This window comes from Kitasatospora sp. NPDC002040, from assembly GCF_040296785.1.
Lineage (GTDB): Bacteria > Actinomycetota > Actinomycetes > Streptomycetales > Streptomycetaceae > Kitasatospora.
Genome location: NZ_JBEOXV010000010.1, coordinates 39,866 through 64,808, shown reverse-complemented (window position 1 = coordinate 64,808; position 24,943 = coordinate 39,866). Strand labels below are relative to the sequence as shown.

The 24,943-nt window shown below is 74.4% G+C and carries 22 protein-coding genes; 4 read left to right on the top strand and 18 right to left on the bottom strand.

The annotated features are described in order from the left end of the window. Positions 1 to 140 precede the first annotated feature (140 nt). Positions 141 to 1,439, top strand: coding sequence for a PepSY-associated TM helix domain-containing protein (locus ABT118_RS21730; RefSeq protein WP_350671354.1), 1,299 nt, complete (start codon positions 141 to 143; stop codon positions 1,437 to 1,439). A gap of 39 nt (positions 1,440 to 1,478) precedes the next feature. On the opposite strand, the gene ABT118_RS21725 is transcribed toward ABT118_RS21730, so the two are convergent. The 3 genes from ABT118_RS21725 to ABT118_RS21715 form a co-directional block, all read right to left on the bottom strand. Then, positions 1,479 to 2,828, bottom strand: coding sequence for an Ig-like domain-containing protein (locus ABT118_RS21725; RefSeq protein WP_350671351.1), 1,350 nt, complete (start codon positions 2,826 to 2,828; stop codon positions 1,479 to 1,481). A gap of 222 nt (positions 2,829 to 3,050) precedes the next feature. After that, a complete protein-coding gene (locus ABT118_RS21720) occupies positions 3,051 to 3,860 on the bottom strand; it encodes a CbtA family protein (RefSeq protein WP_350671347.1) in 810 nt (269 codons plus the stop codon). 14 nt (positions 3,861 to 3,874) lie between these two features. Then, on the bottom strand, positions 3,875 to 4,087 hold the full coding sequence (locus tag ABT118_RS21715; protein WP_350671346.1) for a CbtB domain-containing protein: 213 nt from the start codon (positions 4,085 to 4,087) through the stop codon (positions 3,875 to 3,877). Between the two features lie 296 nt (positions 4,088 to 4,383). Here ABT118_RS21715 and ABT118_RS21710 point away from each other — a divergent pair, with 296 nt between their 5' ends. After that, positions 4,384 to 4,944, top strand: coding sequence for a histidine phosphatase family protein (locus ABT118_RS21710; RefSeq protein WP_350671344.1), 561 nt, complete (start codon positions 4,384 to 4,386; stop codon positions 4,942 to 4,944). A 24-nt stretch (positions 4,945 to 4,968) separates the two neighbouring features. Here ABT118_RS21710 and ABT118_RS21705 read toward each other — a convergent pair whose 3' ends face one another. The 5 genes from ABT118_RS21705 to ABT118_RS21685 form a co-directional block, all read right to left on the bottom strand. Then, the gene (locus tag ABT118_RS21705; RefSeq protein WP_350671342.1) at positions 4,969 to 5,172 is read right to left on the bottom strand and encodes a DUF4287 domain-containing protein; all 204 of its coding nucleotides are present in this window, start codon (positions 5,170 to 5,172) and stop codon (positions 4,969 to 4,971) included. 60 nt (positions 5,173 to 5,232) lie between these two features. Continuing rightward, positions 5,233 to 5,856 (bottom strand): DUF305 domain-containing protein, encoded by a 624-nt coding sequence (locus ABT118_RS21700; protein WP_350671339.1) that lies wholly within the window; start codon positions 5,854 to 5,856, stop codon positions 5,233 to 5,235. A gap of 53 nt (positions 5,857 to 5,909) precedes the next feature. After that, complete coding sequence (locus tag ABT118_RS21695; RefSeq protein ID WP_350671336.1) at positions 5,910 to 6,272, bottom strand: DUF6153 family protein; 363 nt, start codon at positions 6,270 to 6,272, stop codon at positions 5,910 to 5,912. Between the two features lie 28 nt (positions 6,273 to 6,300). Continuing rightward, positions 6,301 to 6,798, bottom strand: coding sequence for a DUF4396 domain-containing protein (locus tag ABT118_RS21690; RefSeq protein ID WP_350671334.1), 498 nt, complete (start codon positions 6,796 to 6,798; stop codon positions 6,301 to 6,303). A 76-nt stretch (positions 6,799 to 6,874) separates the two neighbouring features. Beyond that, a complete protein-coding gene (locus tag ABT118_RS21685; RefSeq protein WP_350671331.1) occupies positions 6,875 to 10,006 on the bottom strand; it encodes a putative bifunctional diguanylate cyclase/phosphodiesterase in 3,132 nt (1,043 codons plus the stop codon). Positions 10,007 to 10,114: 108 nt separating this feature from the next. Here ABT118_RS21685 and ABT118_RS21680 point away from each other — a divergent pair, with 108 nt between their 5' ends. Both ABT118_RS21680 and ABT118_RS21675 read left to right on the top strand, forming a co-directional pair. Next, the gene (locus tag ABT118_RS21680) at positions 10,115 to 13,294 is read left to right on the top strand and encodes an amino acid adenylation domain-containing protein (protein WP_350671329.1); all 3,180 of its coding nucleotides are present in this window, start codon (positions 10,115 to 10,117) and stop codon (positions 13,292 to 13,294) included. A 22-nt stretch (positions 13,295 to 13,316) separates the two neighbouring features. Further along, entirely contained in the window at positions 13,317 to 13,985 is a 669-nt protein-coding gene (locus ABT118_RS21675; protein WP_350671327.1) for a leucyl/phenylalanyl-tRNA--protein transferase, read from the top strand. Here the strand turns inward: ABT118_RS21675 and ABT118_RS21670 are convergent. From ABT118_RS21670 to ABT118_RS21625, 10 genes are read right to left on the bottom strand one after another with little or no spacing between them, the layout of a single operon-like run. Then, entirely contained in the window at positions 13,937 to 15,295 is a 1,359-nt protein-coding gene (locus ABT118_RS21670; protein ID WP_350671324.1) for an ABC transporter ATP-binding protein, read from the bottom strand. The two genes, ABT118_RS21675 and ABT118_RS21670, sit on opposite strands and share 49 nt — an antisense overlap. After that, positions 15,292 to 16,095, bottom strand: coding sequence for an ABC transporter permease subunit (locus tag ABT118_RS21665; RefSeq protein WP_350671320.1), 804 nt, complete (start codon positions 16,093 to 16,095; stop codon positions 15,292 to 15,294). The genes ABT118_RS21670 and ABT118_RS21665 overlap by 4 nt, the downstream gene beginning before the upstream one ends. Next, on the bottom strand, positions 16,092 to 17,030 hold the full coding sequence (locus ABT118_RS21660; RefSeq protein ID WP_350671318.1) for an ABC transporter permease: 939 nt from the start codon (positions 17,028 to 17,030) through the stop codon (positions 16,092 to 16,094). Before ABT118_RS21660 ends, ABT118_RS21665 begins: the two co-directional genes overlap by 4 nt. Next, positions 17,027 to 18,565, bottom strand: a complete 1,539-nt coding sequence (locus ABT118_RS21655; RefSeq protein WP_502884628.1) for an ABC transporter substrate-binding protein — start codon at positions 18,563 to 18,565, stop codon at positions 17,027 to 17,029. The genes ABT118_RS21660 and ABT118_RS21655 overlap by 4 nt, the downstream gene beginning before the upstream one ends. Further along, complete coding sequence (locus tag ABT118_RS21650; protein ID WP_350671315.1) at positions 18,562 to 19,410, bottom strand: class I SAM-dependent methyltransferase; 849 nt, start codon at positions 19,408 to 19,410, stop codon at positions 18,562 to 18,564. The genes ABT118_RS21655 and ABT118_RS21650 overlap by 4 nt, the downstream gene beginning before the upstream one ends. After that, positions 19,407 to 20,624, bottom strand: coding sequence for an MFS transporter (locus ABT118_RS21645; protein WP_350671313.1), 1,218 nt, complete (start codon positions 20,622 to 20,624; stop codon positions 19,407 to 19,409). The genes ABT118_RS21650 and ABT118_RS21645 overlap by 4 nt, the downstream gene beginning before the upstream one ends. Continuing rightward, positions 20,621 to 21,661, bottom strand: coding sequence for a dipeptide epimerase (locus ABT118_RS21640; protein WP_350671310.1), 1,041 nt, complete (start codon positions 21,659 to 21,661; stop codon positions 20,621 to 20,623). The genes ABT118_RS21645 and ABT118_RS21640 overlap by 4 nt, the downstream gene beginning before the upstream one ends. Next, the gene (locus ABT118_RS21635) at positions 21,658 to 22,767 is read right to left on the bottom strand and encodes a pyridoxal-phosphate dependent enzyme (protein WP_350671308.1); all 1,110 of its coding nucleotides are present in this window, start codon (positions 22,765 to 22,767) and stop codon (positions 21,658 to 21,660) included. The genes ABT118_RS21640 and ABT118_RS21635 overlap by 4 nt, the downstream gene beginning before the upstream one ends. Continuing rightward, positions 22,764 to 23,564, bottom strand: coding sequence for a hypothetical protein (locus ABT118_RS21630; protein ID WP_350671306.1), 801 nt, complete (start codon positions 23,562 to 23,564; stop codon positions 22,764 to 22,766). Before ABT118_RS21630 ends, ABT118_RS21635 begins: the two co-directional genes overlap by 4 nt. Continuing rightward, a complete protein-coding gene (locus ABT118_RS21625; RefSeq protein ID WP_350671304.1) occupies positions 23,561 to 24,829 on the bottom strand; it encodes an ATP-grasp domain-containing protein in 1,269 nt (422 codons plus the stop codon). The genes ABT118_RS21630 and ABT118_RS21625 overlap by 4 nt, the downstream gene beginning before the upstream one ends. Between the last annotated feature and the right edge of the window lie 114 nt (positions 24,830 to 24,943).

Genomic DNA, 24,943 nt, shown 5'->3' with positions numbered 1-24,943 from the left:
CCGGTGGTACGGCCGCGCCCGCTTCCGGGTGCCGCCGGTCCGCTCCGCCGTGCCTTCTTCCGCACCCGCGGCCGGACTTCCCACCTCGTCGACGTGCCCTGACGTGCCGTCGTCCTCCTGAGCCGGAGAGAACCCCACCAATGTCATCGCTCCGCCCCCTGCTGCTGCGGCTGCACTTCTACGCGGGCATCCTGATCGCCCCCTTCCTGCTGGTCGCCGCCACCACCGGGCTGCTGTACGCGGCCGCCACCCCGATCGAACGGGTCGTCTACGCCGACCAGCTGACGGTGCAGCGGACCGGCGACACCGTCCTGCCGCTGTCCCGGCAGATCGCCGCCGCCACCGCCGCCCACCCCGAGGGCACCCTCGCACTGGTCCGCACCTCCGCCGACCCGGCGGACACCACCCAGGTGCTGCTGAACGTCCCGACCCTGGCCGAGGGCCTCAAGCTCGCCGTCTTCGTCGACCCGTACACCGCCGAGGTGCGCGGCGCACTGGAGAGCTACGGCAGCTCCGGCGCGCTGCCGTTCCGCACCTGGCTGAGCAAGCTGCACGCCAACCTGCTGCTCGGCGAGCCCGGCCGGATCTACAGCGAACTGGCCGCCAGCTGGCTCTGGGTGGTGGTGCTCGGCGGGCTCGCGCTCTGGTTCGGCCGCCGCCGCAGGCGCTACGCCCGCCCCGAGGGCGGGCTGACGGGCCGTCGGCGCGCCCTCGGCTGGCACGGCGCGATCGGCCTCTGGGCCGCACTCGGCCTGCTCGGCCTCTCCGCCACCGGCCTGACCTGGTCCACGTACGCCGGGGAGCACATCGACACCCTGCGCACCTCGCTGAGCTGGACCACCCCGGTCCTGCCCGCCGCCGCTCCCGGCGACCACTCCGCCCACGCGGCGCACGACAGCACCACCGCCGCCACCGCTCCGGCCGACGTGGACCAGGTGCTGGCCGCCGCCGCTGCCGCCGGGATCGACGGGCCGATCGAGTTCGTCCCGGCCAAGCCCGGCAAGGCGTTCGTGGTCAAGGAGATCGACAAGCAGTGGCCGGTCCGCCTGGACCAGGTCGCGATCGACCCCGCCACCGCCGCCGTCAGCTCCGAACTCCGGTTCGCCGACTACCCCCTGGGCGCCAAGCTCACCCGCTACGGCATCGACCTCCACATGGGCGTCACCTTCGGCCTGGCCAACCAGCTCGCCCTGATCGTGCTCGCGGCGGGCCTGATCACCATGACCGTCCTCGGCTACCGGATGTGGTGGCACCGCCGACCCGCCACCGGCCGCTTCGGCCGCCCCTACCCCGCCGGCAGCTGGCGCCACGCCCCATGGCCGGCCGCCGCCCTGGCCCTGTGCGCCGTCGCGGTGGGCTGGTTCCTCCCCCTGCTCGGCATACCGCTGGCCGCCTTCCTGGCCGTCGACCTCCTGCTGGGCCTGCGCCGGAAGTCCTGACCCGTCGTCGGCCGCCCCTCCCGGGAAGGGCGGCCGACGTCAGTCCCGGCGGCGCAGGCGGCGGGAGCCGTGCAGCGCGGCGCCGCCCAGGGCCAGTGCGAGGGCGGCGGCGGTGAGCAGCGGCCCGGTCGGACGGCCGGATTCGGCGAGTTGCGGACGCGCGACCACGGTGACGGCCTCCTCACCGCTGACCGGCAGGCCGGCGGCGGTGTTGCCGGTGTAGCCGAACCCGTCCGGGCCGGTGTAGTCGGCCTCCGGGGTGTACTTCACCCGGCAGTTGTCCATGATCTGCACCGTGCCGTGCTCGGGCTTGCGGGTGATGTCCAGGTGCCTGCCGTCGCAGAGTGCCTCCGGGAGCCGGATCACCACGGGCTGGCCGTCACCGGTCCGGACCGGGCTCCGCACGGGCAGCTTGACGGGGCGGCAGGTGAGGGCGAGGTCGACGCCGGTGGCGTCCGTTCCGGCGGCGGCCGTCCGGACGGGCGGCGGAGCGCCGTAGCCCTCGGGCGGGTCGACCGTGACCTGGTAGTCGCCCGGGGTCAGCCGGTCGAAGCGGTAACCGCCCTCCGCCGCCGTGCCGGTGGTGACCGGCCCGCCGTCCGCGCCGAGCACCGGCCGCCCGTTGACGTCGAGCAGTTCCACGGTGGCCCGGTCGGGCCCGGCGCAGCCGGTGGTGGCCACGCTGCCGGAGACGCTGGTGGTGCGGGCGGCGACCCAGATCTGGTAGACGGGGACACCGGTCTGCACGCTGAAGACGAAGGTCAGGCTCTTCACCGCCTTGACCGGCCGGAACCAGGCGGCGGCGCCGGAGGTGTCGGGGCCGTTGCCGGTCAGGGTCGCGGTGGCGGCGTTCCACTGCGGCCGGTCGGTCTGCGCACCGCCGCAGCTGGACGGCACCGGTGAGCCGGTGCAGTAGTTGAAGGTGCCCTGGTGGCCGAGGTCGGCGGCGGTCAGTGCGCTGCCGTCGGCGGCGGTCCCGCTGATCTGCACGGCGTCGGCGTCGACGTCACCGAGGGTGAAGGCCCAACTGCCCGCGGCCGGCGGGGTGGCGAAGCCGATGGTGGTGGTGGACGGGACGCCCCCGGCGGCGGTGTGCAGGCTCAGGTACGGGTCGCCCTGGGAGCTGCCGTAGGCGGCACCGAACGGGGTGGAGCCGTTGAGGTACGCCGAACTGCCGCTCGGGACGCTCGGGCCGGTGCTGTCGGTGGTCACCGTGGCGGCGGGGAAGCCGGTCGCCGGGACGGTCAGCGTGCCGCTGCCGCCGGGCACGCTCCACTCCCCGTAGACCGAGTCGGCCGCCGACGCGGGGCCGGCCACCGAGAGCAGGGTCAGGGCGGTCAGGGCCGAGACGGTGGCGGTGCGGAGGGGCCGGCCGGCGGAGCGGGGCATGCGAAGGCGTCCTGTTCGGCTGAGGGTGACGACCCTCCCGACCATGCCCGTCCGGGCTCCCCGGCGGCCGGGACACGCCTGTCCCGGTCACCCGGACGGCGTGCATGGTCCGCACGGGCGGGCGCACCGCCGCCGCACCGGAACGGAGAACGTCTCGGGAAACGCCTCGGGGCCTGCCGACGGTCGCGCGTGCGGCAGGCCCCGAGGTGGTACGGCGGTGGGTCAGGCGGCCGGGACCGCCGCCGTCGCCGGGGTGGCCCGGGCCGGGCGGGGCGCCAGCAGGCGCTCCGCGAAGTGGCCGAAGACCAGGGCGAAGCTGGTCCAGAGGACCGCCTGGAGCCCGAGGGTGGCGAGGCGGAACTTCCACAGCAGGGCGGCCGGGAAGGTCTCCTTGATGGCGTCGCCGTTGCCGGGGAGCAGCACGAAGGCGAGGGTGACGACGGCCGCGAAGGCGAGGCCGGCCACCACCGAGGCGTTCCAGTTGCCCAGGCGCGGGGCGAGGCGGCGGCCGAGGATGACGGCCGCGATCCCGAGCAGCACGCTGAGCGCGATCATCAGGAAGAACAGCGTGGTGCGCTTGCCGATGGTGTCCGGGTTGCCGACCGCCGGCGGCGTCGCCGGGTACTTGAGGAACGGCACCAGGTAGACGGTGGTGAACGCGGCCGCCGCGACCAGGGCGGCGGACGCCCGGGGCGAGAAGCGGCCGATCCGGCCGAGCGCGAAGCAGTACGCCAGTGCGGCGATGCCGCCGAGCGCGACGCCGTAGACCAGGGTCGCGGTGGCCAGGCCGAAGGTCGACTGCACCGACCGGCTGACCAGCTCCTCTTCCTCCTCGGCCGCCGGAGCGGCCGGGGCAGCGGCGGCGTCCCCGCCGTGGACGTGCTGGGGGGCCGAGGCGGCACTCTCCAGCGCGATCGAGGCGTCCACCGACGGCTCACCGACGAGGAAGGCGAAGGCGAACGCCAGCACCCCGGCCAGCAGGCCCGCGAGCATGCCGCGGACCAGCAGGTTTCTGACAGTTGAGGAAGGCATGTGCGTGTTCTCCGTCAGTGGCAGGGGAAGCCGAGCAGGTGGCGACCGTCGTGCACCCACTCGTGCACGGACGCGCCGGAGAACACGGAGGTGGCGCCCTGTTCGGCACCGACGAAGTAGAGCAGCACCAGCATCAGGGTGCCGAGGAAGACCGCCCAGGGCAGCAGGGCCCGGACGGGGAGGGTCTCGGTGACCTCGGTGGTGGGGGAGACGATGGCCTGAGCCATGGCAGGACCTCCTTGGGGAACGCGCGTCCCAGTCGTTGGAGCTCGAACGACGGCCCTCGGGTCTGACTCACCGGCAGTTCCCGCACCTGGGCGGGGTCCTGCGAGGCATACAGTGGCGCGACCGTGCCGGGTTCTCACCGGCTTCCGTCCTGCCGTCGTCATGTCGCTGCGAACCGTACCGCCAATCGGGTGGGGCAGCCAAGGGAGTGCGTAGCGGGGCGCAGGCCGCCGAGGTGCGCCGGGCGGCGCTCGATCCGGCGGCGGCGAGCGGTAGTTGAGCGGAAGGGGAGAGCAGGATGACGGTACGGGTGACGTTCATCTCACCGGCGATCGGGGCGGCCCTGCGCGGGGCCCGGTTCGAGGACGGGGAGCCGCTGGACGCCGTCGGGCGGGGCCGGGCGGAGGCGGCCGCGGGGAGCGTCCGGGCGGACGGGACGGTGGCCGTCTCCCCCACCGCGCGCTGCCGGGAGACCGCCGAGGCGCTCGGACTGACCGTCACGACGGCACCCGGGCTGGCCGGCTGGTCGATGGGCCGCTGGCACGGCCTGGCCCTGGATGAGGTGGCCGCCGCCGAACCGGAGGCCGTCGGCCACTGGCTGGCCGACCCGGACGCCGCCCCGCACGGCGGGGAGTCGCTGACCGCACTCTGCGCCCGGGTGGCCGGCTGGCTCACCGGCCTGCCGGACGGGCCGGTGCTGGCGGTGGCCGAACCGGAGCTGGTCCGGGCCGCCGTGGTGCACGCGCTGGGCGTACCGGCCCAGGCGTTCTGGCGGATCGACGTACCGCCGCTGACCGCCACCGAACTGACCGGGCGCTCCGGGCGGTGGAACCTGCGCTGCGGCCGCCCGTTGACGTAACCGGGCGGCCGCGGCGCGGCCGGGTCAGCCCTCGGCCAGGGTGGCGGCGACCAGCGCGTTGGCGTGGCCGTGCCCGAGCCCGTGCTCGGCCTTGAGCCAGCCCACCAGCTCCATGTGCTTGGTCAGCGGCGAGGAGCGGATCAGCTGCTGCCACTCCGCGATCGGGCGGCCGTACTTCTGCTCGATCGCGGGGAAGTAGCTGGCGGGGCCCTTCACAGGTTCGGTCATGCCCTCATCCTGCCACCAGGCCCCGACAGCACGCCCGCTGACGGGGCATCACCGATCCGGTCAGCCCTTGAGCAGCCGGTTCATCTGCTCGATCTCCGCACTCTGGCCGCTGATCACGGCTCCCGCCAGCTCCTTCGCCGGGGCGTAGCCGCCGTTGGCCCGCTCCTCCTCGGCCATCCGGACGGCCCCGGTGTGGTGGGCCACCATCAGCTTCAGGAAGGCGGTGTCGAAGGCCGCGCCGGTGGCGTCCTTCAGCGAGGCCAGCTCGGCCTCGGTCATCATGCCCGCCGCCCCGGCCCCGCCGTGGCCGGCGTGCGCACCGGCCGCACCGGGCTGCGGGACCTGTTGGCCCCAGCCGGTGAGCCAGCCGGACATGGTGGCGATCTCCGGGTCCTGGGCCGCCCGGATGGCGGCTGCGAGCTGCTTCACCTCGGCCGCCGAGGCCCGGCCGGCCGCCAACTCGGCCATCTCCAGGGCCTGTCGGTGGTGCGGGATCATGCCCTGGGCGAAGGCCACGTCGGCAGCGTTGTACGCCTGGCCCGAAGCGGTCGAAGTGGTCGGAGCAGCCGGGGCCGCGGCGTGGCCGCCGTGGCCACCGCTGCCGCCGCAGGCGGTGAGCAGCAGGCCGCCCGCGAGCAGTGCGGCCGCGGCCGTCGCGGTACGGCGGGTCGTCTTGGCGTTCATGGTGTGGTTCTCCTGCGTACGAAGGTGAGAGGGGCGGTCCGGTCCAGGACGGCCTATCTGCGCAGGAGTTGGAGCTCGGCCAGGCTGGGCGGGGCCCGCCCGCCGTCCGGTTCGCCGGTGGTGGCGCCGACCGGTCCGGCGGCGGGCGGCCCGCACCCGAACGGCGCGGCCGGCCCGGGCCGGACCGGGGCGAACGGGACGGCCACCGCACCGGAGAGGCACATCGGCCCCGCGTGGCTGCCGTTGCCGTGGTCCCCGCCGCCGTCCTCGTGCTGCTGGTGCCCGGCCATCGCTGCGGGCGGCGCCGAGGCCGCCGGTACGGCACCGAGCCCGTGCATCGCCAGCACCCCGAGCAGCGCGGCCAGCACGAGCAGCACCCGCAGGTGGGCTCGGGGGCGACGGCGTTCGGGGTGCATGACGGCAGGTCCTCCGGTGCGCGGGCGGTCAGTGGTGGTAGGCGTGGACCACGGCGTGGCCGCGGCCCTTGGAGATCAGCAGGCGGTTGACCGGGACGGTCAGGACGAAGGCGATCACCAGCGAGAAGGCCAGCGACCCCCAGAACAGCAGGCTGTCGAGACCGGCGTCCATCGCGCCGGGCACGGCCACCATGATGCCGTTGTCCACCAGCTCCATCACCACGATCGACACCGTGTCGGCCGCCAGGGCGACCTTCAGCGCGCCCCGCAGGTCCAGCCCCGCCCGCAGCACGCCGCGCATGGTGAGCGCGTAGCCGAAGACGAAGGCCAGCAGGACGGAGAGGACCACGGTCGCACCGTTGTGCAGGCCGAGCGCGGTGCCGATCACCAGGCCGAGCACCTCGCCGATCGCGCAGCCGGTGAGGCAGTGCAGGGTCGCCCGGGCGGCGTTCCGCCAGCTGTCGGCCCGGCCCTCCTGCTGGTGGCCGTGCTCCGCGTGTCCGTGCTGGGCGTGTTCGTGGTTCATCAGCTCTCCCCGCGCTTTCGTCGTCCCTTCGGACACCACGAACCATATACCCCCAGGGGGTATTCCTCAACGGCCCTCAGGTGGCCGCCCGCGGCAGCTCGGCGAACGGGGACTCGCCGCGGATCAGGGCCTCCGCCCGGTCGGACTCCATCGGGCGGGCGAACAGGTAGCCCTGCCCGAGCGGGCAGCCCATCGCGCCGAGCAGCTCGCGCTGGCGGGCGGTCTCGATCCCCTCCGCGATCACCCGGACGCCCAGCGTCTCGGCGATCCGGGTGATCCCCTCGACCAGGGCGTACTGCTGCGGGGACCGCTCCAGGCCGTCGATGAAGGACTTGTCGATCTTCAGGATGGTGATCGGGAACTCCCGCAGGTAGCTGAGCGAGGAGTACCCGGTGCCGAAGTCGTCGATCGCCAGCCTGATCCCCAGCTCACTCAGCATCAGCAGGTCCGCCCTGACCCGGTCGTCACGCTGCATCAGCACGCTCTCGGTCAGCTCCAGCACCAGCGAGCCGGGCGACATCCCGCAGCTCTCCAGGGTGTCCTGGACCACCTCGACGAAGCCGGGGTCGCGGAACTGCCGGGCCGAGACGTTGACGCTCACGTACAGCGGGCGGGCCGAGCCGTTCGCCCGCTGCCAGCGGGCCGCCTCGGAGGTGGCGTGGCCGAGCACCCAGGCGCCGAGCGGGACGATCTGGCCGCTCTCCTCGGCCAGCGCGATGAACTGCTCCGGCGGCACCATCCCGCGCTTGGCGTGCGGCCAGCGCACCAGCGCCTCGAAGCCCTCCAGCTCACCGCTGCCGATCTCCACGATCGGCTGGTAGAGCAGGTTGAAGGCGGAGTCCGCGACGGCGCCGTGCAGGCTCTCCTGGAGCTCGTGGCGCTCGATCATGCCCTCCTGCAGCACCGGCTGGAACCGGCGCCACTGCCGCTTGCCGGAGCCCTTGGCGGCGTACAGCGCCAGGTCGGCGTGGGTGAGCAGCTCGGTGGAGTCGCAGCTGTCGTCGGTGGTCGCCACCCCCGCGCTGACCGAGATGTTGACCGGGCCGACGCTGAGCGGGAACGGCTCGTCGAAGGCGCGGATCACGTGCTCGGCGAAGCCCTCGGCGTCGGCCGGGGTGCGGGCGTCCTCGATCAGCACCGCGAACTCGTCGCCGCCCAGCCGGGCGGCGGTGTCCGAGGCCCGCGCGATGGTGGAGAGCCGCAGCGAGACGGCCACCAGCAGCTCGTCGCCGACGCTGTGGCCCATCGCGTCGTTGACCACCTTGAAGTCGTCGATGTCGATCAGCAGCACGGCGGCCGCCAGCCCGCCCCGGACGCCGCGCCGGAACGCCTGGGTGACCCGGTCGTGGAAGAGCACCCGGTTGGCCAGGCCGGTCAGCGCGTCGTGGAACGCCCGGTGGCTCAACTCGCGCTCCAGCTGGCGCTGTTCGGTGACGTCCCGGAGGGTCAGCACCAGCCCGGCCACGGTCGGGTCGCTGCGCAGGTCGCTGTGCCTGACCTCGACCTCGATCGGGATGCCGTCGGGCCGGACCATCCGCCAGTGCTCGCGCCGCTCCCGGACGCCGGGCCGGCGCATCTGGTCCAGGGCGCCGACCACGCCCAGGCTCTCCTCGGGCGGCACCAGGTCGGCGATCGGGGTACCGACCAGCCCGGGGTGGCCGAGCACCCGGTCGGCCGAGGCGGAGGCGTACCTGACCCGGTCGCGCTCGTCCAGGATCAGGATCACGTCCGAGGCGTTCTGCACCAGGCTGCGGAAGTACGCCTCGCTGTTCCGGCGGTTGACCTCCTGGCTGAGCGTGATCCGCTCCAGCGCCAGTGCCGCCTGCGAGGCGAGCGAGCCGAAGGTGTCGGTGAGCGTGAACAGCTCCTCCTCCTCGCCGCCGACGATCAGCACGCCGATCAGCGGGTCGCCGGTGGGCCGGTCCTGCAGGGCCAGCGGGCAGACCAGGGCCTGGCTGGAGCCGCGCAGCGCCAGCGCCAGCTCCTCGCCCAGATCGGCCGCCCGGCACTGGTGGCTGCGGCCGGTGGCGGCCAGCAGGTTGACCGCGCGCGGGACCTGGAACGGCGGCCATTCACCCGTTCGGCCGTGCAGCGGCTGGAATCTGACCCGGCCCTCCTCGCTCAGCCCCAGCAGGACCAGGCGGCGCGGATCGGGCGGCGGCAGCGCGGCGCCCGCCGCCCGCAGCGCGATGGTGACCTCGTCGACCCGGGTGGCGGCGGCCAGTGAGCTGACCGCCACCCGGAGCACCCGCTCCCGGGCCACGGTCTGCCGGTGGGTGCTGACCACCCCCGCCAGCCGGGCCAGCACCAGCACGTAGAGCAGCGCGGAGAAGGCCGCCACCACACCGACGTTGCTGGTGTCGCCGACGAAGGCGTCCAGCATCAGGATCGCCGGGGCGACCAGCGAGGCGAAGGTGAGCAGCCCGATCCGGCCGCGGGCCACCTCGGCCCGCTGACGCGGGGCCGGGCGGGTCATCGAGACCATCGAGGGGTGCAGCGCCGCGATGCCCCAGGAGGTGTAGAACGCGGCCCAGCCGAGGTCCACCGGGGTGCCGATCCGCCACATCCCGTGCAGCTGGATCAGGCCGAACATCACGTCCGACACCAGCATGCCCAGGGTGCCGACGGTGAGCAGCCGGAGCGACCAGCTGCGCGGCCCGTGCGGCACCAGCAGCCGCAGCAGCATGGCCAGCACCAGGATGTCGCCGAGCGGATAGGCGATCGAGAAGGCCTTCTGAACCCACGTCAGCGCGGAGTTCTGCGCCGACGGCAGCACGATGTAGATCCACACCAGCAGCGCCAGCCCGGCGGTGAAGGTCAGCGCGTCCAGCAGGCTGCCCCGGTCCCGGCCCGCGCTGCGGCGGCGGACGAAGAGCAGGAGTCCGGCGGCGTAGAGCGGGTAGGTCAACAGGTAGAAGCCGTCCGCGATGGACGGGAACGGGTTGACCAGGCCGAGGATCTCGGTCTGCACCACCTCGGCGACCTCGCCGGCGGTGAAGCTGAGGTTCGCCGCTGCCAGCAGGAACCACGGCAGCGCATGGGTCGGCCGGTTGCGGAAGGTGCCGTACACGATCGCGGCGACGCCGCTCAGCCCGATCCCGGTCCACCAGATGATCCGCTGGTCGGGGTGGGCGTAGTACATCGAAACGAGCAGGACCATCCAGCCGAGAAACACATAGGCCGGGTAGGGCCAGCGCCATCTGGTCATCGCAGCCTCTGGGGCGGGGAACCGAAATGGAATCCTGACCAGAATACCTGACGGCGTATATTCGAAGAACAGTTCACCGGGGGTCCTGAGCACACCGGGAGGACCAAGGTGGCGGACCGTGAATTGCATGTGACGGTACTCAACTCGCGCGGCCAGTACTCGGTCTGGCCGAGTCGGCGGGATACTCCGCCCGGCTGGGAAAAGGTGGGCCGACCAGCGGCGTTGGCCGACTGTACAGCGGCCATCGACGCTCTGTGGACGGATGTCGGGCCGCATTCCACCGATTCCCCGGTACCGACCGTGCCGGAGTTGGTCCGGGCCCGGGCGCGATTGATTCCCGGGCATCCGGCGGTGATTTCGGAACACGGTTCGCTCGATTACGCGGAGTTGGACCGGCGATCGGACCTGTTGGCCCGTCGGCTGCGCGAGCGCGGGGTCGGCGTGCGGAGCACGGTGACGGTCTGTCATGACCGCAGCCCCGCGATGGTGGTCGCACTGCTGGCGGTGCTGAAGTCGGGCGCCGCCTTCCTGCCACTGGATCCCGGGCTGCCCCGGCGCCGGCTGGACCGGCTGGTCGCCGACTCCGACTCCGCGCTGGTGCTCACCGACCGGGACCACACCTGGCTGGCCGACCGCAGCATGGTGGCCGACACGGACGGCCCCGACCCCGGCGGCCCGCTGCCGGTGCCGGGCCCGGAGGACCCGGCGTACCTGATCTACACCTCGGGCTCGACCGGCGAACCCAAGGGTGTGATGGTCGGTCACCGCTCGTTCGCCACCGTGCTGGGCGGGCTGGTCGAGGCGTACGGGCTGCGCCCAGAGGACCGGGTGTTCCAGCTCGCGGCGCTCGGCTTCGACACCTCGCTGGAGCAGATCTTCGCGCCGCTGATCGGCGGTGCCACCCTGGTGCTGGCCGACCGGCGCGGCTGCGCGCCGACCGAGCTGGCCGGGCGGCTGGCCGCGCACCGGATCACCGTGGCCGACCTGACCCCGGCGTACTGGCACCAGTTCCTGAACGCCACCGGCCCCGATCCGGTGCAGCCGGGCGAGCTGCGGCTGGTGATCGTCGGCGGGGACGGCGTCCCGCCCGCGGACTGCCGCCGCTGGCTCCGGCAGTGGCCGGGGGTGCGGCTGGTGAACGCGTACGGCCTGACCGAGACCACCATCACCTCCACCCTGTGCGAGTTGCGGCCCGAGCTGCTGAACGGTTCGAGCGGGGCCACCGCGCCGATCGGGCGGCCGGTGGCCGGGGCCACCGTGCACCTGCTGGACGCGCAGCTGCGGCCCGTCCCGGCGGGCCGGCCCGGCGAGATCTTCGTCGGCGGCCCCGGGGTGGCGCTCGGCCTGTGGCGGCAGCCGGGGCGGACCGCCGAACTGTTCCTGCCGGACCCGTTCGCGGCCGACCCCGGCACCCGGATGTACCGGACCGGGGACCTGGGCCGGTGGCGGGCCGACGGGGAGCTGGAGTGCCTGGGCCGGCTCGACCGGCAGGTGAAGATCCGCGGCTACCGGGTCGACCCGGCCGAGGTGGAGTCGGTGCTGACCGACCACCCGGCGGTGGACCAGGCCGCCGTGGTCGCCGAGGACGGCGCGCTGTCCGCGTTCTACACCACCACCGGGCCGGTGCCGGAGTCCGAGGTGACCAGGTTCCTGACCGAGCGGCTGGCCCGCTGGATGCTCCCGGCCCGGCTCACCGAGCTGGCCGACCTGCCGCTGGACCACAACGGCAAGGTGGACCGCAAGGGGCTGCTGTCGGCCGCTCCCCCGCCGCCCGCGGTCGCCGAGGCCGGGCCCGCCACACCGCTCTCCGCCGGGGTGGGCGAGCTCTGGGCCAACCTGCTGCACCTGGAGCGGGTCGGCCCGGGCGACGACTTCTTCCGGATCGGCGGGAACTCGCTGCTGGCCACCGAGATGCTGGCCCGGGCCCGGATCATGTTCGGCATCGGCATCGGCCAGCTCCGGGCGCTCACCCGGGCACTGCTGGAGGAGCCGACCCTGGCCGCGTTCGCCCGCAACACCCAGGCCGCCCGGGCCGGGACCCTGACCCCGGGCGATCCGCCGCCCGACTTCGCCGCCGAGGCCGAGCTCGGGGTGCCGATCCGGCACGACGACGGTCCGCCGCCCAACTGGCGCACCCCGGCCGCCGTCCTGCTGACCGGCGCCACCGGCTACTGCGGCAGCCACCTGCTGGACGCCCTGCTGCGGGAGACCGGCGCCCGGATCCACTGCCTGGTCCGCGCCACCGACCCGGCGCGGGGGCTGGAACGGATCCGCGAGGCCGGTCTCAAGCACCTGCTGCGCGACCCGCTGGCGGGGGTAGCGGCCGACCGGGTGGTGGCCGAGCCCGGTGACCTCGGGGCGCCGCTGCTCGGGCTGACGGAGCACCGGTTCACCGAACTGGCATCGCTGCTCGACCTGATCCTGCACTGCGGGGCCCGGGTCAACTTCATCTATCCGTACCGGGAGTTGAGCGCCGTCAACGTCGGCGGCACCAGGGAGGTGGTCCGGCTGGCCGGGCACGCCCGGGCCGTCCCGGTGCACCAGCTGTCCAGCATGGCGGTCCTGGCCGGGTACGGCGCGGCCGGGATCCGGCAGGTCACCGAGCGGACACCGCTCGGGTATCCGCAGCACCTCTCGGTCGGGTACGCGGAGACCAAGTGGGTCGCCGAGGAACTGCTCCGGCAGGCCTCCGAGGCCGGTCTCCCGGTGACCGTGCACCGGTTGAACGACGTCACCGGGGACGCGGCCACCGGCGCGATGAACAGCAGCACCGAGATGTGCGCGCTGATCCGGCTGATCGCCGACGCCGGATCCGCGCCGGACGTCGACCTGCCGCTCGACTTCCTGCCCGCCGACACGTTCGCCCGCGCCCTGACCTACCTGGCCACCCACGTCGAGGCCACCGGGCAGGCGTACCACCTGACCAACCCGCGGCACCCGCTGATCGGTGAACTGGCCGCCCGGATCCGGGCGTTCGGCTATCCGGTGGAGGAGCTGCCGTACCAGGCGTGGGTGAGCCGGTTCGCCGAGTTCGCCGCCGAGCACCCCCGGCACCCGGCCACCCCGTTCCTGCCGCTGTTCGTGGACCGCTGCTCGGGCCGACCCGAACTCACGGTCAGCGAGATGTACTTCCGGCACAACTTCCCGCGCTTCGACCGGTCTGGGGTGACCACCGCGCTGGCCGGCAGCGGTATCGACTTCCCGCCCGTGGACGGAGCGCTGCTGGACCGCTACCTGCGGCACCTGATCGGCTCCGGCTATCTCGCCCTGCCGACCCTGAGCGGGTGAACGGGATTTGTGGTGGCAGGAGTTGGACCTCAGCGGCGCACCGGCGGACGGCCCGGTGGCGTTCGGGGGCTCGCTGGACGCCCCGACCCTGCTGGGGGCGTACCGGGCCGGGCTGTTCCCGTTCCCGGCCGCCGACCCGGTGCTCGCCGCCTTCAACGAGGTGCGCTGGGAGGGCAGCCGCGCCGTGCTGGCCGGCGGCGACGACCCGTACGCGGTGGCCTGGTGGTCGCCCGACCCCCGGCCGGTGCTGGCGGTGGACGGCCTGCGGGCCAAGGTGCGGCCCGGGTGGCGGTACAGCACCGGGCGGGCCTTCGACCAGGTGCTGGAGGAGTGCCGGAAGGGGCGCGAACCCCGGTGGCTGACCGATGAGTTGGCCACCGTGCTGCGGGAGCTGCACCGGGACGGCTGGGCGGTGAGCGGCGAGGTCTGGGACGGCGATGAGCTGGTCGGCGGGGTGTTCGGGGTCCGGGCCGGCCCCGTGCTCAGCCTGGACTCGATGTTCCACCACCGCCCGGGGGCGGGCACGGCGGCGCTCGGCGACCTGGCCGCCCGGTTCGGCGCGGTCGGCGGCCGGCTGCTGGACGCGCAGTGGGACAGCCCGCACCTCCGCTCGCTCGGCGCGGAGCTGCTGCCCCGGGAGCGCTACCTAGCCGTGCTGCGGGAGCCCGACACTCCGCCGCTCCCGTCCTGAAGGTGCAGGGTGCGGTCGGCCAGCAGCTCGACCGCCGCCCGGTCGTGGGTGATCAGCAGCACGGCCAGCCCGGTCCGGTCGCGCAGCTCCGCCAGCCGGGCCAGCACCAGGCGACGGCTCGCACCGTCCAGCCCCGAGGTGATCTCGTCGCAGACCAGCACCCGGGGCCCGACCACCAACGCCCGCGCCAGCGCCGCCCGTTGCAGCTCGCCGCCGGAGAGCTCGGCGGGCCGGCCGAGGACCGGGACACCCAGCGCCGCCAGCAGCCGCCCGGCCTCGCGCCGGGCCCCGGCCGGAGTCAGGCCGCCGAGCCGGACGGCCGCCCTGGCCACCTGGTCGGCCACCGGCCGGCCCTGGTCGAAGGCTGCCCAGGCGTCCTGGAAGACGTACTGGACCGCGGCCAGTTCGGCCCGGCTGCGGGAGCGCAGGCTGCGCGGCAGCGGGCGGCCGTCCAGCTGGACGGTGCCCCGGTAGGAACTGTGCAGACCGGCCAGGCAGCGGCCCAGGGTGGTCTTGCCGCTGCCCGAGCGGCCGGTCAGGGCGAGGCACTCGCCCCGGCCGAGGGTGAGTGAGATCCCGGCCGGTGCCACTGCGCCGCCGGGGTGGCGGGCGGTCAGGGCGTGCACGGTCAGCACCGGGTCGGCGGGGGCGGCCCGCCGGCCGGCCGGGGTGGGTCGGGGCGCGTCCCAGCCGCTCGCGTCGACCACCCTGCCGTCCCGCAGCAGCACCACCTCGTCCGCCAACTCCCGTACCACGTCCAGGTCGTGACTGAGCAGCACCAGGGCAAGACCGTCCCGGACCAGGCCGGCCAGTTCGGCCACCAGGTGCCGCTTGGTCTCCGGGTCCTGGCCGGTGGTCGGCTCGTCGGCGACCAGGACCCGGGCGCCGAACAGCAGCGCCTGGGCGATCACCACCCGCTGCTGCTGCCCGCCGGAGAGCTGGTGCGGGAACCGTCGCAGCACGGCGGCCGGGTCGTCCAGCCGGGCCCGGCGGAGCGCGTCCTCGACGGCCGCCCGGGGCCCCAACTCGCCGAGCAGCGCGCCGATCCGGCGGGCCGGATTGAGCACCGAGGCCGGATGCTGCGGCACGTACCCGACCGCACCCCTCGGGGCCCGGACGGTGCCGGAGACCCGGGCGCCGGCGGGGTACTCGCCGAGCAGGGCCAGCCCGGTGGTGGTCTTGCCGCTGCCGGAGGGGCCGAGCAGTGCGGTCACCCGGCCCGGCCCGGCGCGCAGGTCCACCCCGTCCAGCAGCAGCCTGCCGCCGACCTCCACCGTCAGTCCGGTGACCTCCACCAGCGCTGGCTTCATCGTTCAACCCCCTTGCCGCGCCTGCCTTGCAGGGCCGCGTCGAACAGCAGATTGGCGCCGATCGCGAGCCCGGCGATCAGCGCGGCGGGGACCACCACCGCCCAGGGCCGGAGGTCGAGGCCGGGGCGGTTGCGGTCGACCATCACCGCCCAGTCGGCTGCGTCCGGGGCCACCCCGACGCCGAGGAAGGCGGCGGTGCTGACCAGGTAGAGCGCGCCGACGAGCCGGGTGCCCGCGTCGGCAGCCAGCGTGCGGCGCAGCTCGCGGGCGGTGTAGCCGAAGGCGATCCGGGCCCAGGACTCCCGGTGCATCCGCAGCGCCTCGACCGCCGGTCGGGCGGCGATCTCGACCGCGGCGGCGTGCACCACCCGGGCGGCGTCCGGAACGGCGACCAGCGCCACCAGGACGGTCACCCCGACCGGTCCCGGCTCCAGTGCGGCCGCCACCAGCAGCACCAGGATCAGCGAGGGCACGGCGAGCAGCACGTCCAGCGGCCGCATCAGCAGCTCCTCCAGCCAGCCGTGCCGGGTGAGTGCCGCGGCCAGCCCGAGCGGCAGCGCGGCGGTGTACGCGAGTGCGGTGGCGGCGACCGCCACCAGTACCACCGACCGTCCGCCCAGCAGGACTTGGCGCCACACGTCCCGTCCGGTGAAGTCGGTGCCCAGCCAGTGCCCGGCGCCCCCGCTGAACGACACCGCCCGAGGTCCGGCCCCGCCTGCGAACAGCGGCCCGAACAGCGCGAGGAGCAGCGGTACCGCCACCAGCGCCGCCCCGAGGGCGTACCGTCCCCGGCCGGTCACCGGGCCAGCTCCGTCCGGGGGGCGAACCGCCGGGCCACCAGGTCGGCGCCCAGGTTGAGCACCACGGTGAGCAGGGCGAAGACCAGCGCCAGCCCCTGCACCACCGGCACGTCCCGGGCCGCCACCGCGTCCAGCAGCACGCTGCCCAGGCCCGGCAGGACGAACAGCGCCTCCACCACGACCACGCCGCTGAGGAGCCAGTCGCAGGTCCGGGCCAGCTGCTGGGCGGCCGGGGCCAGCGCGTTGGGCAGCGCGTGCAGCCAGACCACCCGCCACTCCGGCACGCCGTAGCGCCGGGCCTGGGCCACGTACGGCCGGGCCAGGGCCTCGATCATCCCGGCCCGGACCAGCCGGCTGATCGAGCAGACCGGCCGGGCCAGCAGGACCAGCACCGGGAGCACCAGCACGGTCGGGTCGGCGGCGACCCCGCCGACGGCGGTCGGCGGCAGCCAGCCCAGCCGCAGCGCCAGCACCGTGCTGAGCAGCACGCCGAGGGCGAACTCCGGTGCGGCGTACACCGCGAGGGTGGCCGAGCTGATCACGCGGTCGAGGCCGGAGCCCTCCCGGCGGGCGGCGGTCAGGCCGAGCCAGAGCGAGAGCGGCACCAGCAGCGCGAGGGTGAGCACGGCGAGCAGCAGGGTGACGCCGAAGCCGTCGGCCAGGTAGCCGCTGACGGGCCGTCCGGTCACCAGCGAGCGGCCGAGGTCGCCGTGCAGCAGGGCGTCCAGGCGGTCGAGGAAGCGCTCGACGGGCGGGCGGTCGAGGTCCATCGCCGCCCGGATCAGCGCGATCCGCCCGGGGTCGGGGCTGTCCCCCGCCAGGGCGACGGCCGCGTCGCCGGGCAGCGCCTCGGTGAGCACGAACACCAGCACCAGCACGGCCGCCGACTGGGCTGCTCCGAGCAGCAGCCGGCGGGCCACCCAGGCCCGGGTCATGCCAGCCAGATCCGGTCGAACCTGGCCCAGTCCAGCGTGTTCGCCGGGGCGTCCGTCGCGACGCCGCGCACCTTGGGCGCGGTGGCCACGATCCAGTCCGCGAAGCCCCAGATCAGGAACCCGCCCTCGTCGTGGAGCCGGCGCTGCATCCGCTGGTAGAGCGCCGAGCGGGCGGCCTGGTCCCGGGTGGACTGGGCCTGGAGGTAGAGCTCGTCGAAGTCGGGTCGGCGCCAGTGCGTGGCGTTGGTGGTGGATCTGCTCAACAGCCGCTGGGAGAAGTGGGATTCGAGCGGCAGCGCGCCGGAGCGGTAGGAGGCGAACACGCCACCGTCCAGGATGTCCTTCCAGTAGGTGTCCTTGTTGCCGACCGCGATCTCGACGGTCACCCCCGCCCTGGCCGCCTGTTCCTTGAAGATGCCCGCCGCCTCCACGAAGCCGGCCGCCACCGGGGAGGTGTCCAGGGTGACCGTCAGGCCCTCCCGGCCGGCCTGCTTCAGCAGTGCCCTGGCCTGCGCCAGGTCCTGGGTGCGCTGCGGGAGTTCGCTCGGGTAGTACTGCGCCCCCTTGCCGAACAGGTCGTTGCCGGTCTCCCCCGCCCCCGACAGCGCGCCGTCGACCAGCTCCTGGCGGTCGGCGATCAGGAAGAACGCCTGCCGGACCCTCGGGTCGTCGAACGGTGCCCGGTCGGTCTTCATCACGAAGCCCTGCATGGCGCTGTTCCGCAGCCGGATCACCTCGACCCTGCCCCTGCCCTGGTGGGCCCGGGCGGTGGCCGGGTTCAACTCGTGGGCGTAGTCGGCCTGGCCGCCGAGCAGCGCGCCGGCGCGGGCGGACTCCTCGTTGGCGACCAGGATCTCCAGCTCGTCCAGGTGCGGGGCGCCGTCCCAGTAGTCGGGGTTGCGCCGGGCCAGCAGCGAGCTGCCGGGCTTGAACGAGACGAAGCGGAACGGTCCGGACCCGACCGGGCTGCTGAAGTCCTCGGTCCCCGCCGGCACGATGTACGCCCCGAACGCGGCCAGCGCATTGGGGAATTCGGCGTACGGGCGCTTCAGCCGGAACTCCACCGTGCCCTGGTCGACGGCCCGGCTCGCGGCCAGGTCGATCGGCTCCAGCGAGGCCTTCGCCCGGAACGCCCGGTTCGGATCGGTGATCCGCCGGTAGCTGTACAGCACGTCCTCCGCCGTCACCGGGCGGCCGTCGTGGAAGGTCGCCGGGCGCAGCCGGACGGTCCACCCGTCCAGCCCGGCGTTCGGCTCCCAGCCCGCGGCCAGCCGGGGCACGGCGGCCAGGTCCGAGCCGGAGTCGGCGAGCTTGTCGTAGAGCGCCTTGGCCCGGGCCGCGTCCACGAACAGGTTGCTCAGGTGCGGGTCGAGGGTCTCGTTGGTGCCACCGCCCGCGAAGACCGCGCGCAGGCGGCCGCCGCTCCTGGGCCGGGCACGGTCGGATGTCGGGGCCTCGGCGGTGGTGGCGCAGCCGGCCGCCGCGCCCAGGGCCGCGGCTATCAGGACGGTACGGCGGGCGAGGGGGTGGTTCACGGTCGGCTCGTTTCGGTGCGGCGGTCATCGGCAGGACGGTCATCGGCGGGGTGGGCGGTACGGGTGAGGCGGGCGACCAGGTGCAGCCGGTCGGAGTCGGCGGTGTCGGCGGGTTCGGCGTCCTCGGTCCAGGCCGGTTCGGTCCGCGGGCCCGGGCGGTCGTGCAGGGTGAGCACCTCGAAGCCGTGGACGGCCAGCAGGTGGCGTAGCTCCTGCGGGAACAGCAGCCGCCAGGCCGAGCGCTGCTCCACCGGCGAGCCGCCGTCGTCGCTGCTCCACTCCCGGGAGCGGCGAAGCAGTTGGGCGGTGCGGTCGATCCAGAGCCTGGTCCGGGAGGTGTGCCGGACGCCCTCGTGCTCGACCGTGTCGGTGCGGACGGTGTCCAGCAGGTCGGTCCGGCCGAGGAAGTAGGCGCCGTTGCGCATCTCCGCCACCAACAGGCCGCCCGGGGCCAGGTGTCGGCGGCAGCGGCGGAGCAGCCGGTCCAGGTCCTCATTGGTGTGGCAGTACAGCAGGGCGCTGTCCAGGCAGAGCACCGCGTCGAACCTGCGCTCCCCCAGGTCGAGTTCGCGCATGTCGCCGCAGCGGTACTCCGGGCCCGGGTGGTGGGTCCGGGCGTGCTCGACCATGGCCGGGGAGCTGTCCAGGCCGAGGACGTACCGCCCGCCGTGCCGCTGGAGCCAGGCGGCGTCCCGGCCGGTGCCGCAGCCGAGGTCGAGCACGCGCGGCCCGGCGCCGTACCGGCGCAGGGTGGCGTCGGCCCAGCGGGCGGCCAGGTGGTCGGGGTCGGGGAAGCGGAGCTCGTACAGCTCCGGGGTGTCGGTCAGCAGGTTTCCGCTGGTCATGTCGGCTCTCCGGTCGGCTGTCGGGGCACGGGTGGTCGGACGGTCGGGTCGGGCAGGCGGGTCCGTTGGCGGGCCACGGCGGCGGCACAGGTCGAGCCGAGCGCGCAGCAGAGCAGCCAGGGCGCCGCGGCGGCGGTGTCCATCGCCCAGCCGACGCTCGCGTTGCCGAGCGCGGCGGCCAGGCCGGAGACCAGGTAGAAGACGCCGTAGTAGGTGCCGGTGAGACCGTCCCGGCCGAAGGCGGGGATCAGCTCCTGGACAAAGGGCTGGGCGATCATCACGCCCGTGTGCAGCAGCAGCGCGGTGAGCAGCAGCGGCGCCAACCCGCCTGCGAGCAGCGGCGGGAGGAAGGCGAGCCCGGCCAGCAGCAGACCGCAGGCGATCCACCGGCCCCGGCTGCCGCGCTGCTGGAGCGAGCGGGTTATTCGGAGCTGCAGGGTGAGGTTGGCGACCGTGCTGGTCAGGAAGAGCAGTCCGACCGCGCCGTCCCAGCCGGTGGCCGCCCTGGCCCGGTCGGCCAGCAGCAGGTAGAGCTGGCTCTCCAGCACGTAGAGGCCGACCAGCGCGAGGGCGAAGGCCAGGAACCGGCGATCGCCCAGGACTTCGCCCCAGTCGCCGAGCACGCGGGTGGTCGGCGGCGGCACCGGGCGGGCCGGCAGGGCGCACGCCTGGGCCACCGTCAGCAGGGCGAAGATCCCGGCGGCGCCGAGCGCGGCGGCCCGGAAGTCGACCAGCAGCAGGGCGGTGCCGAGCAGCGGGCCGAGCAGGGCGCCCGTGGTGGCGAAGACGCCGAACAGGGCGAAGGCCTCGGCCTTCCGCCCGCCCGACTCGTGGGCCAGGTAGGTGCGGACGGCCGGATTGAACAGCGCTCCGGCCAGCCCGCTCAGCGCGGAGGCGGCCAGCAGGACGGCCAGTCCGTCGCCGAGCGCGAAGAGCCCGAACCCGACGGTGCGCAGCGCGCAGCCCGCGATGATCACCCCCCGGGCGCCGAGCCGGTCCGCCGCCGAGCCGCCCAGGATGAACAGGCCCTGCTGGCTGAGGTTGCGCACCCCGAGCACCAGGCCGACGGCCACCGCCGACAGGCCGAGGTCCCGCCCGAGATGGGTGGCCAGGTACGGGATCAGCAGGTAGAAGCCGGTGTTGACGCCCAGTTGGTTGACCAGCAGCAGCCGTACGGGCAGCGGGAAGCTCCGTACCGCGCGCAGCGTCCTCACTGCTGCGCCCCGGCGGGGCGGACCCCGAGCCCGGCCCGGTCGGCGGCCCGGACCACGCCGTCGGCGCCGCCGATGCCGCGCCAGGGGTCGTACCGGAGCAGCAGGTGGCCGTCCAGGTCCACCCAGCGGGCCCGGTCCACCAGGTGCACGGCGGGGGCGATGCCGAGCGAACTGGCGGTCAGGCAGCCGAGCATGACCTCGGTGCCGCTGCCGTGCAGGGCGGCGCAGATCCGCAGCGCGGCCGAGACGCCGCCGCACTTGGCCAGCTTGATGTTGACGCCCTGCACCCGGCCGGCCAGCCGGGTGGCGTCCGCCAGCGAGACGGCGTCCTCGTCGGCGATCACCGGAAGTTCGGACCTGGCGGCGACGTCGGCCAGCCACTCCGGGTGCCCCGGAGTGGTGGGCTGTTCCACCGCCGTGACCCCGAGTTCGGCGAACTTGGGCAGCAGGGACAGCGACTGGGCCACCGTCCAGGCGCCGTTCGGGTCGAGCAGCAGCTCGGCCCGGGGTGCGCCGGTCCGTACGGCGCGGACCCGGGCCAGGTCGTCCGCCGGGTCGGGTGAGCCCGCCTTGACCTTGAGCACCCGGAAACCGTCGGCCGCCAGCCGGGCGGCCTGGGCCGCGGCCCGGACCGGGTCGACGATGGCGATGGTCCGGGCAGTGGCGGCCGAGGTGCCCGGCAGGCCGAGCAGGCGGTGCACGGGCGCGCCGGCCCGCTTGCCGACCAGGTCGAGCAGAGCCGCCTCGACGCCCGCCAGGACGCCGGGCGGCAGCTCCTTGAACGGGGCTGCCGGGCGCTGGAGTTCGACCAGCGCGGTCTCCGGGTCGGGGTAGCGGGCCAGCTCCAGGCCCCGGCTGTGGCGGAGGATCTCCTCGGTCGGCAGGGCCAGGTAGGAGCTGGCCACCACCTCGCCGTAGCCGCTCAACCCGTCGTGGCGGACCGCGAGTTCGACCGAGTCGCGGGAGGCCATCACGGAGCGGGAGATCCGCAGCGGTTCGGTCAGGTGGAGTTCCACCACGCGCAGGTCGAGTCTCACGGTCGGGCCGCCGTCTTCGGCGGACTCGTCGGGACGGTCGCCGGCGTGGTCGCCAGCGGGTCGAGGACGGTCCGGCAGCGGGCCCAGCCGGCCACCTCGACGGCGCCCGGGTGCGGGATCTCCACCGGCCGGCGGACCGGCTCGGGCAGCCGGTGGGCGCCGCACCAGTCGTCGTCGTACACGGTGCCGAGGTAGCGGTGCGGACCGTCCGGGAAGACCGTGGCGACCACCGCGCCGGGCTGCACCCTGGCGGCCCAGGCCGCGACCAGGGCGACCGCCCCGGTGCTCCAACCGCCGCTCACGAAGCTGCCCCTGGCCAGCCGTCGGCAGGCGTCCACCGCCTCGGCCGGGCCGACCCAGTGCACCTCGTCGAAGTGGCGGTAGGCCACGTTGCGCGGGTGGATGCTGCTGCCGAGGCCGCGCATCAGCCGGGCGCGGGCGGGCTGCCCGAAGATCGCCGAGCCGACCGAGTCGACCCCGATCACCTGGAGCCGGGGCCAGCGCCGGCGCAGCGGTTCGACCAGCCCGGCGCTGTGGCCGCCGGTGCCGACGCTGCACACCAGCACGTCCAGGTGGTCCAGCCGGTCGGTCAGCTCACGGGCCATCGAGAGGTAACCGGCCGCGTTGTCAGGGTTGTTGTACTGGTCCGGCCAGTAGGCGCCGGGCAGCCGGTCAAGCAACTCGTGCAGCCGGGCCAGCCGGGCGGCCTGCCAGCCGCCGCGCTCGGCCGGGCGGTCGACCAGCTCCAGTCCGGCACCGTACGAGCGGAGCAACTGCCGCATCGACGGCTCCAGTTCGGTGTCGCCGACCAGCAGCACCGGATGGCCGAGGGCCTGGCCGGCGAAGGCCAGGCCGATGCCCAGGGTGCCCGAGGTGGACTCCACCACCGGTGCGCCGCTGCGGAGTTCGCCGCGCGCATGGGCACCGCGCAGCATCGCGACGGCCGAGCGGGCCTTCATCCCGCCCGCGCCGAGATACTCCAGCTTGGCCCAGAAGCCGGGGTGCGCCTGCGGCAGCGGCGCCGAGATCCGGGCCAGCGGGGTGTGGCCGAGCAGGGCGAGCAGCTCGGGGTTGGCGGTGACGGGCGGCAGCAGGGCGGTGGTCATCGCGGGCTCCCGTAGAGGTGGATGGTGCCGGGGTTGCCGTCCAGCCAGAAGAACGGGTACGGCTCGGCGCTCACCGCCGTGACGCCCGCACCCAGCAGCTGCGGCAGCACCGCGCTGCCGGTCTGGGCGAACATCACCAGCGGCTTGCCGGTCTGCCGGGCATGGTCGGCGAAGGCCTGGAAGCTGCCGTTGCCGAGCGTCATCCCGGACACCAGCAGGGCGTCGCAGTCGGCGGGTTCGGCCTGTTCCAGGATCGGCTCGTCCCACTCGGTCCGGCCGCCCTTGAGGTCGCACGGGACGTACCCGGTGCCACGCTCGCGGAGCTGCTCCAGCAGCGAGTTGACCACGCCGACCACCAGCACCCGGCGGGCCTGGGCCGGGATCAGCCCGACCACCGCCCGGGCCCGGGCCCGGGAGCGCTCCAGCGAGCTGCCGCCGGGCAGCGGCACCGGACGGGCGCCGTGCTCGGGCGTGTGCGGGCGGGCCAGTTGGAGGAAGGCGTCCAGTGCGGCGATCCGCACCGGTGCCAGCGGGTGGGCCAGCAGCTCGGCCACGCTCGCGCCGACGCAGTCGTCCAGCGCGGCGGCCGGGAGCGCGCCCGGCTCGACCGCGCAGGAGCCGACGGCGGGCCCGAGCCGCAGGCTCAGCACCTCGTTGCGGTAGCCGCTGCGCCGACCCGGGTGGCGGACGGCCTGGCTGGTGGTGAAGGCGAGCGCGATCCGCTGGTCCGCCGGATCGAGGCCGTACGCACCGGAGTTGACCCGCTCGACCAGCCCGGGGAGATCGACGGCGGTCATACCTGCACCGCCTCCTCCGCGTAACAGGGCGTCAGCCGGGCGAGCAGCCGCTCGGCGGTGTCGAGCGCGCCGAGGCCCTCGGTGTCGGTGGCCATCAGATGCCCGAGGTACTCGTTGTTGCTGACCGCCCGGCGGACCTGGCGGCCCGGCTCGGCGAGGGTGAGCTCGACCACCACCGGGTCCGCCGCGAACTGCTCCGCACCGTCGATCCCGGCCAGCAGCCCGTCCCGCTCCGGCAGCAGGAAGGCGATCGCCGCACTGGCCACGCCGGTCGGACGGACCGTCAGGTCGGGCCGGCGGCCGAGCGCCACGTCGACGGCCGCCGCCGCCAGGTCGATGCCGGAGACCCGGCGGACCAGCTCGGTGATCCGGTTCCCGGCCGGGCGGGGGTTGACCTCGACCACCCGGGGGCCGTCCGGGGTCAGCTTGATCTCGGTGTGCGCAACCACCTGGTCGAGCCCCAGTGCGGCCAGCGCCCGGACGGCGGTGTCGGCGGCGGCCGCCGCGTCCGCCGGGTCGAGCGCGGCCGGGAACATGTGCCCGGCCTCGATGAACGCGGGCGCTCCGCCGACGTTCTTGCTGGTGACTCCGACCACCTCGGTCCGGCCCTCGTACGAGACCGTCTCGACGCTCACCTCGGGGCCGGTGAGCAGCTCCTCCAGCAGCACCGCGGGCTCCCGCCGCTGACCCCGCGCATTGACCGGGAACTCGTCCAACTCGCGGTACGCGGCCAGCAGTTCCGGCTCGTCGGCGACCTCTCGGACCAGCATCCCGGCGCACAGGTCGACCGGCTTGACCACCAGCGGGTACCCGGCCCCGGCCGCTGCGGCGACCGCCTCGGCCCGGTCCCGGCAGAGCGCGAACCACGGCCCCGGCACCCCCTGCCCGGCCAGCCGCCGCCGGGTCAGGTCCTTCCGGCAGGCCGCCGTCACCGACTCCGCCGAGGGTCCGGGCAGCCCGAGCCGCTCGGCCACCAGCGCGACGGTCGGCAGGTAGTAGTCGCAGGAGGAGACCACCCCGTCGAAGCCCAGCACCCCGTGCAACTGCTCGACGTACGGCAGCAGCAGCCCGGGGTCGTTGGTCTCGGCGGTCAGCACGTTGGCGGCCGCGAGCAGCGGGTGCGCGGTGTCGGACGGCGCCGCCCTGAGGTAGTGGTGCAGGTCCCGGGTGAGGAAGGTGAACCGGTGCCCGCCCTCGCCGATGGCCCTGGGCAGCAGTCTGCTCATGGACCCGACCCAGCTCTCGATCACCAACAGATGCGCCACGGATCTCCCTCTCGCTCCACCCGGCAGGACGGGGTGCACGGGTTGTAGAAGCAGAACCTAGCCGACACGCGTTTTCATTTTCAATACGTCTAGTTGGAAACCGTTTCCATGTAG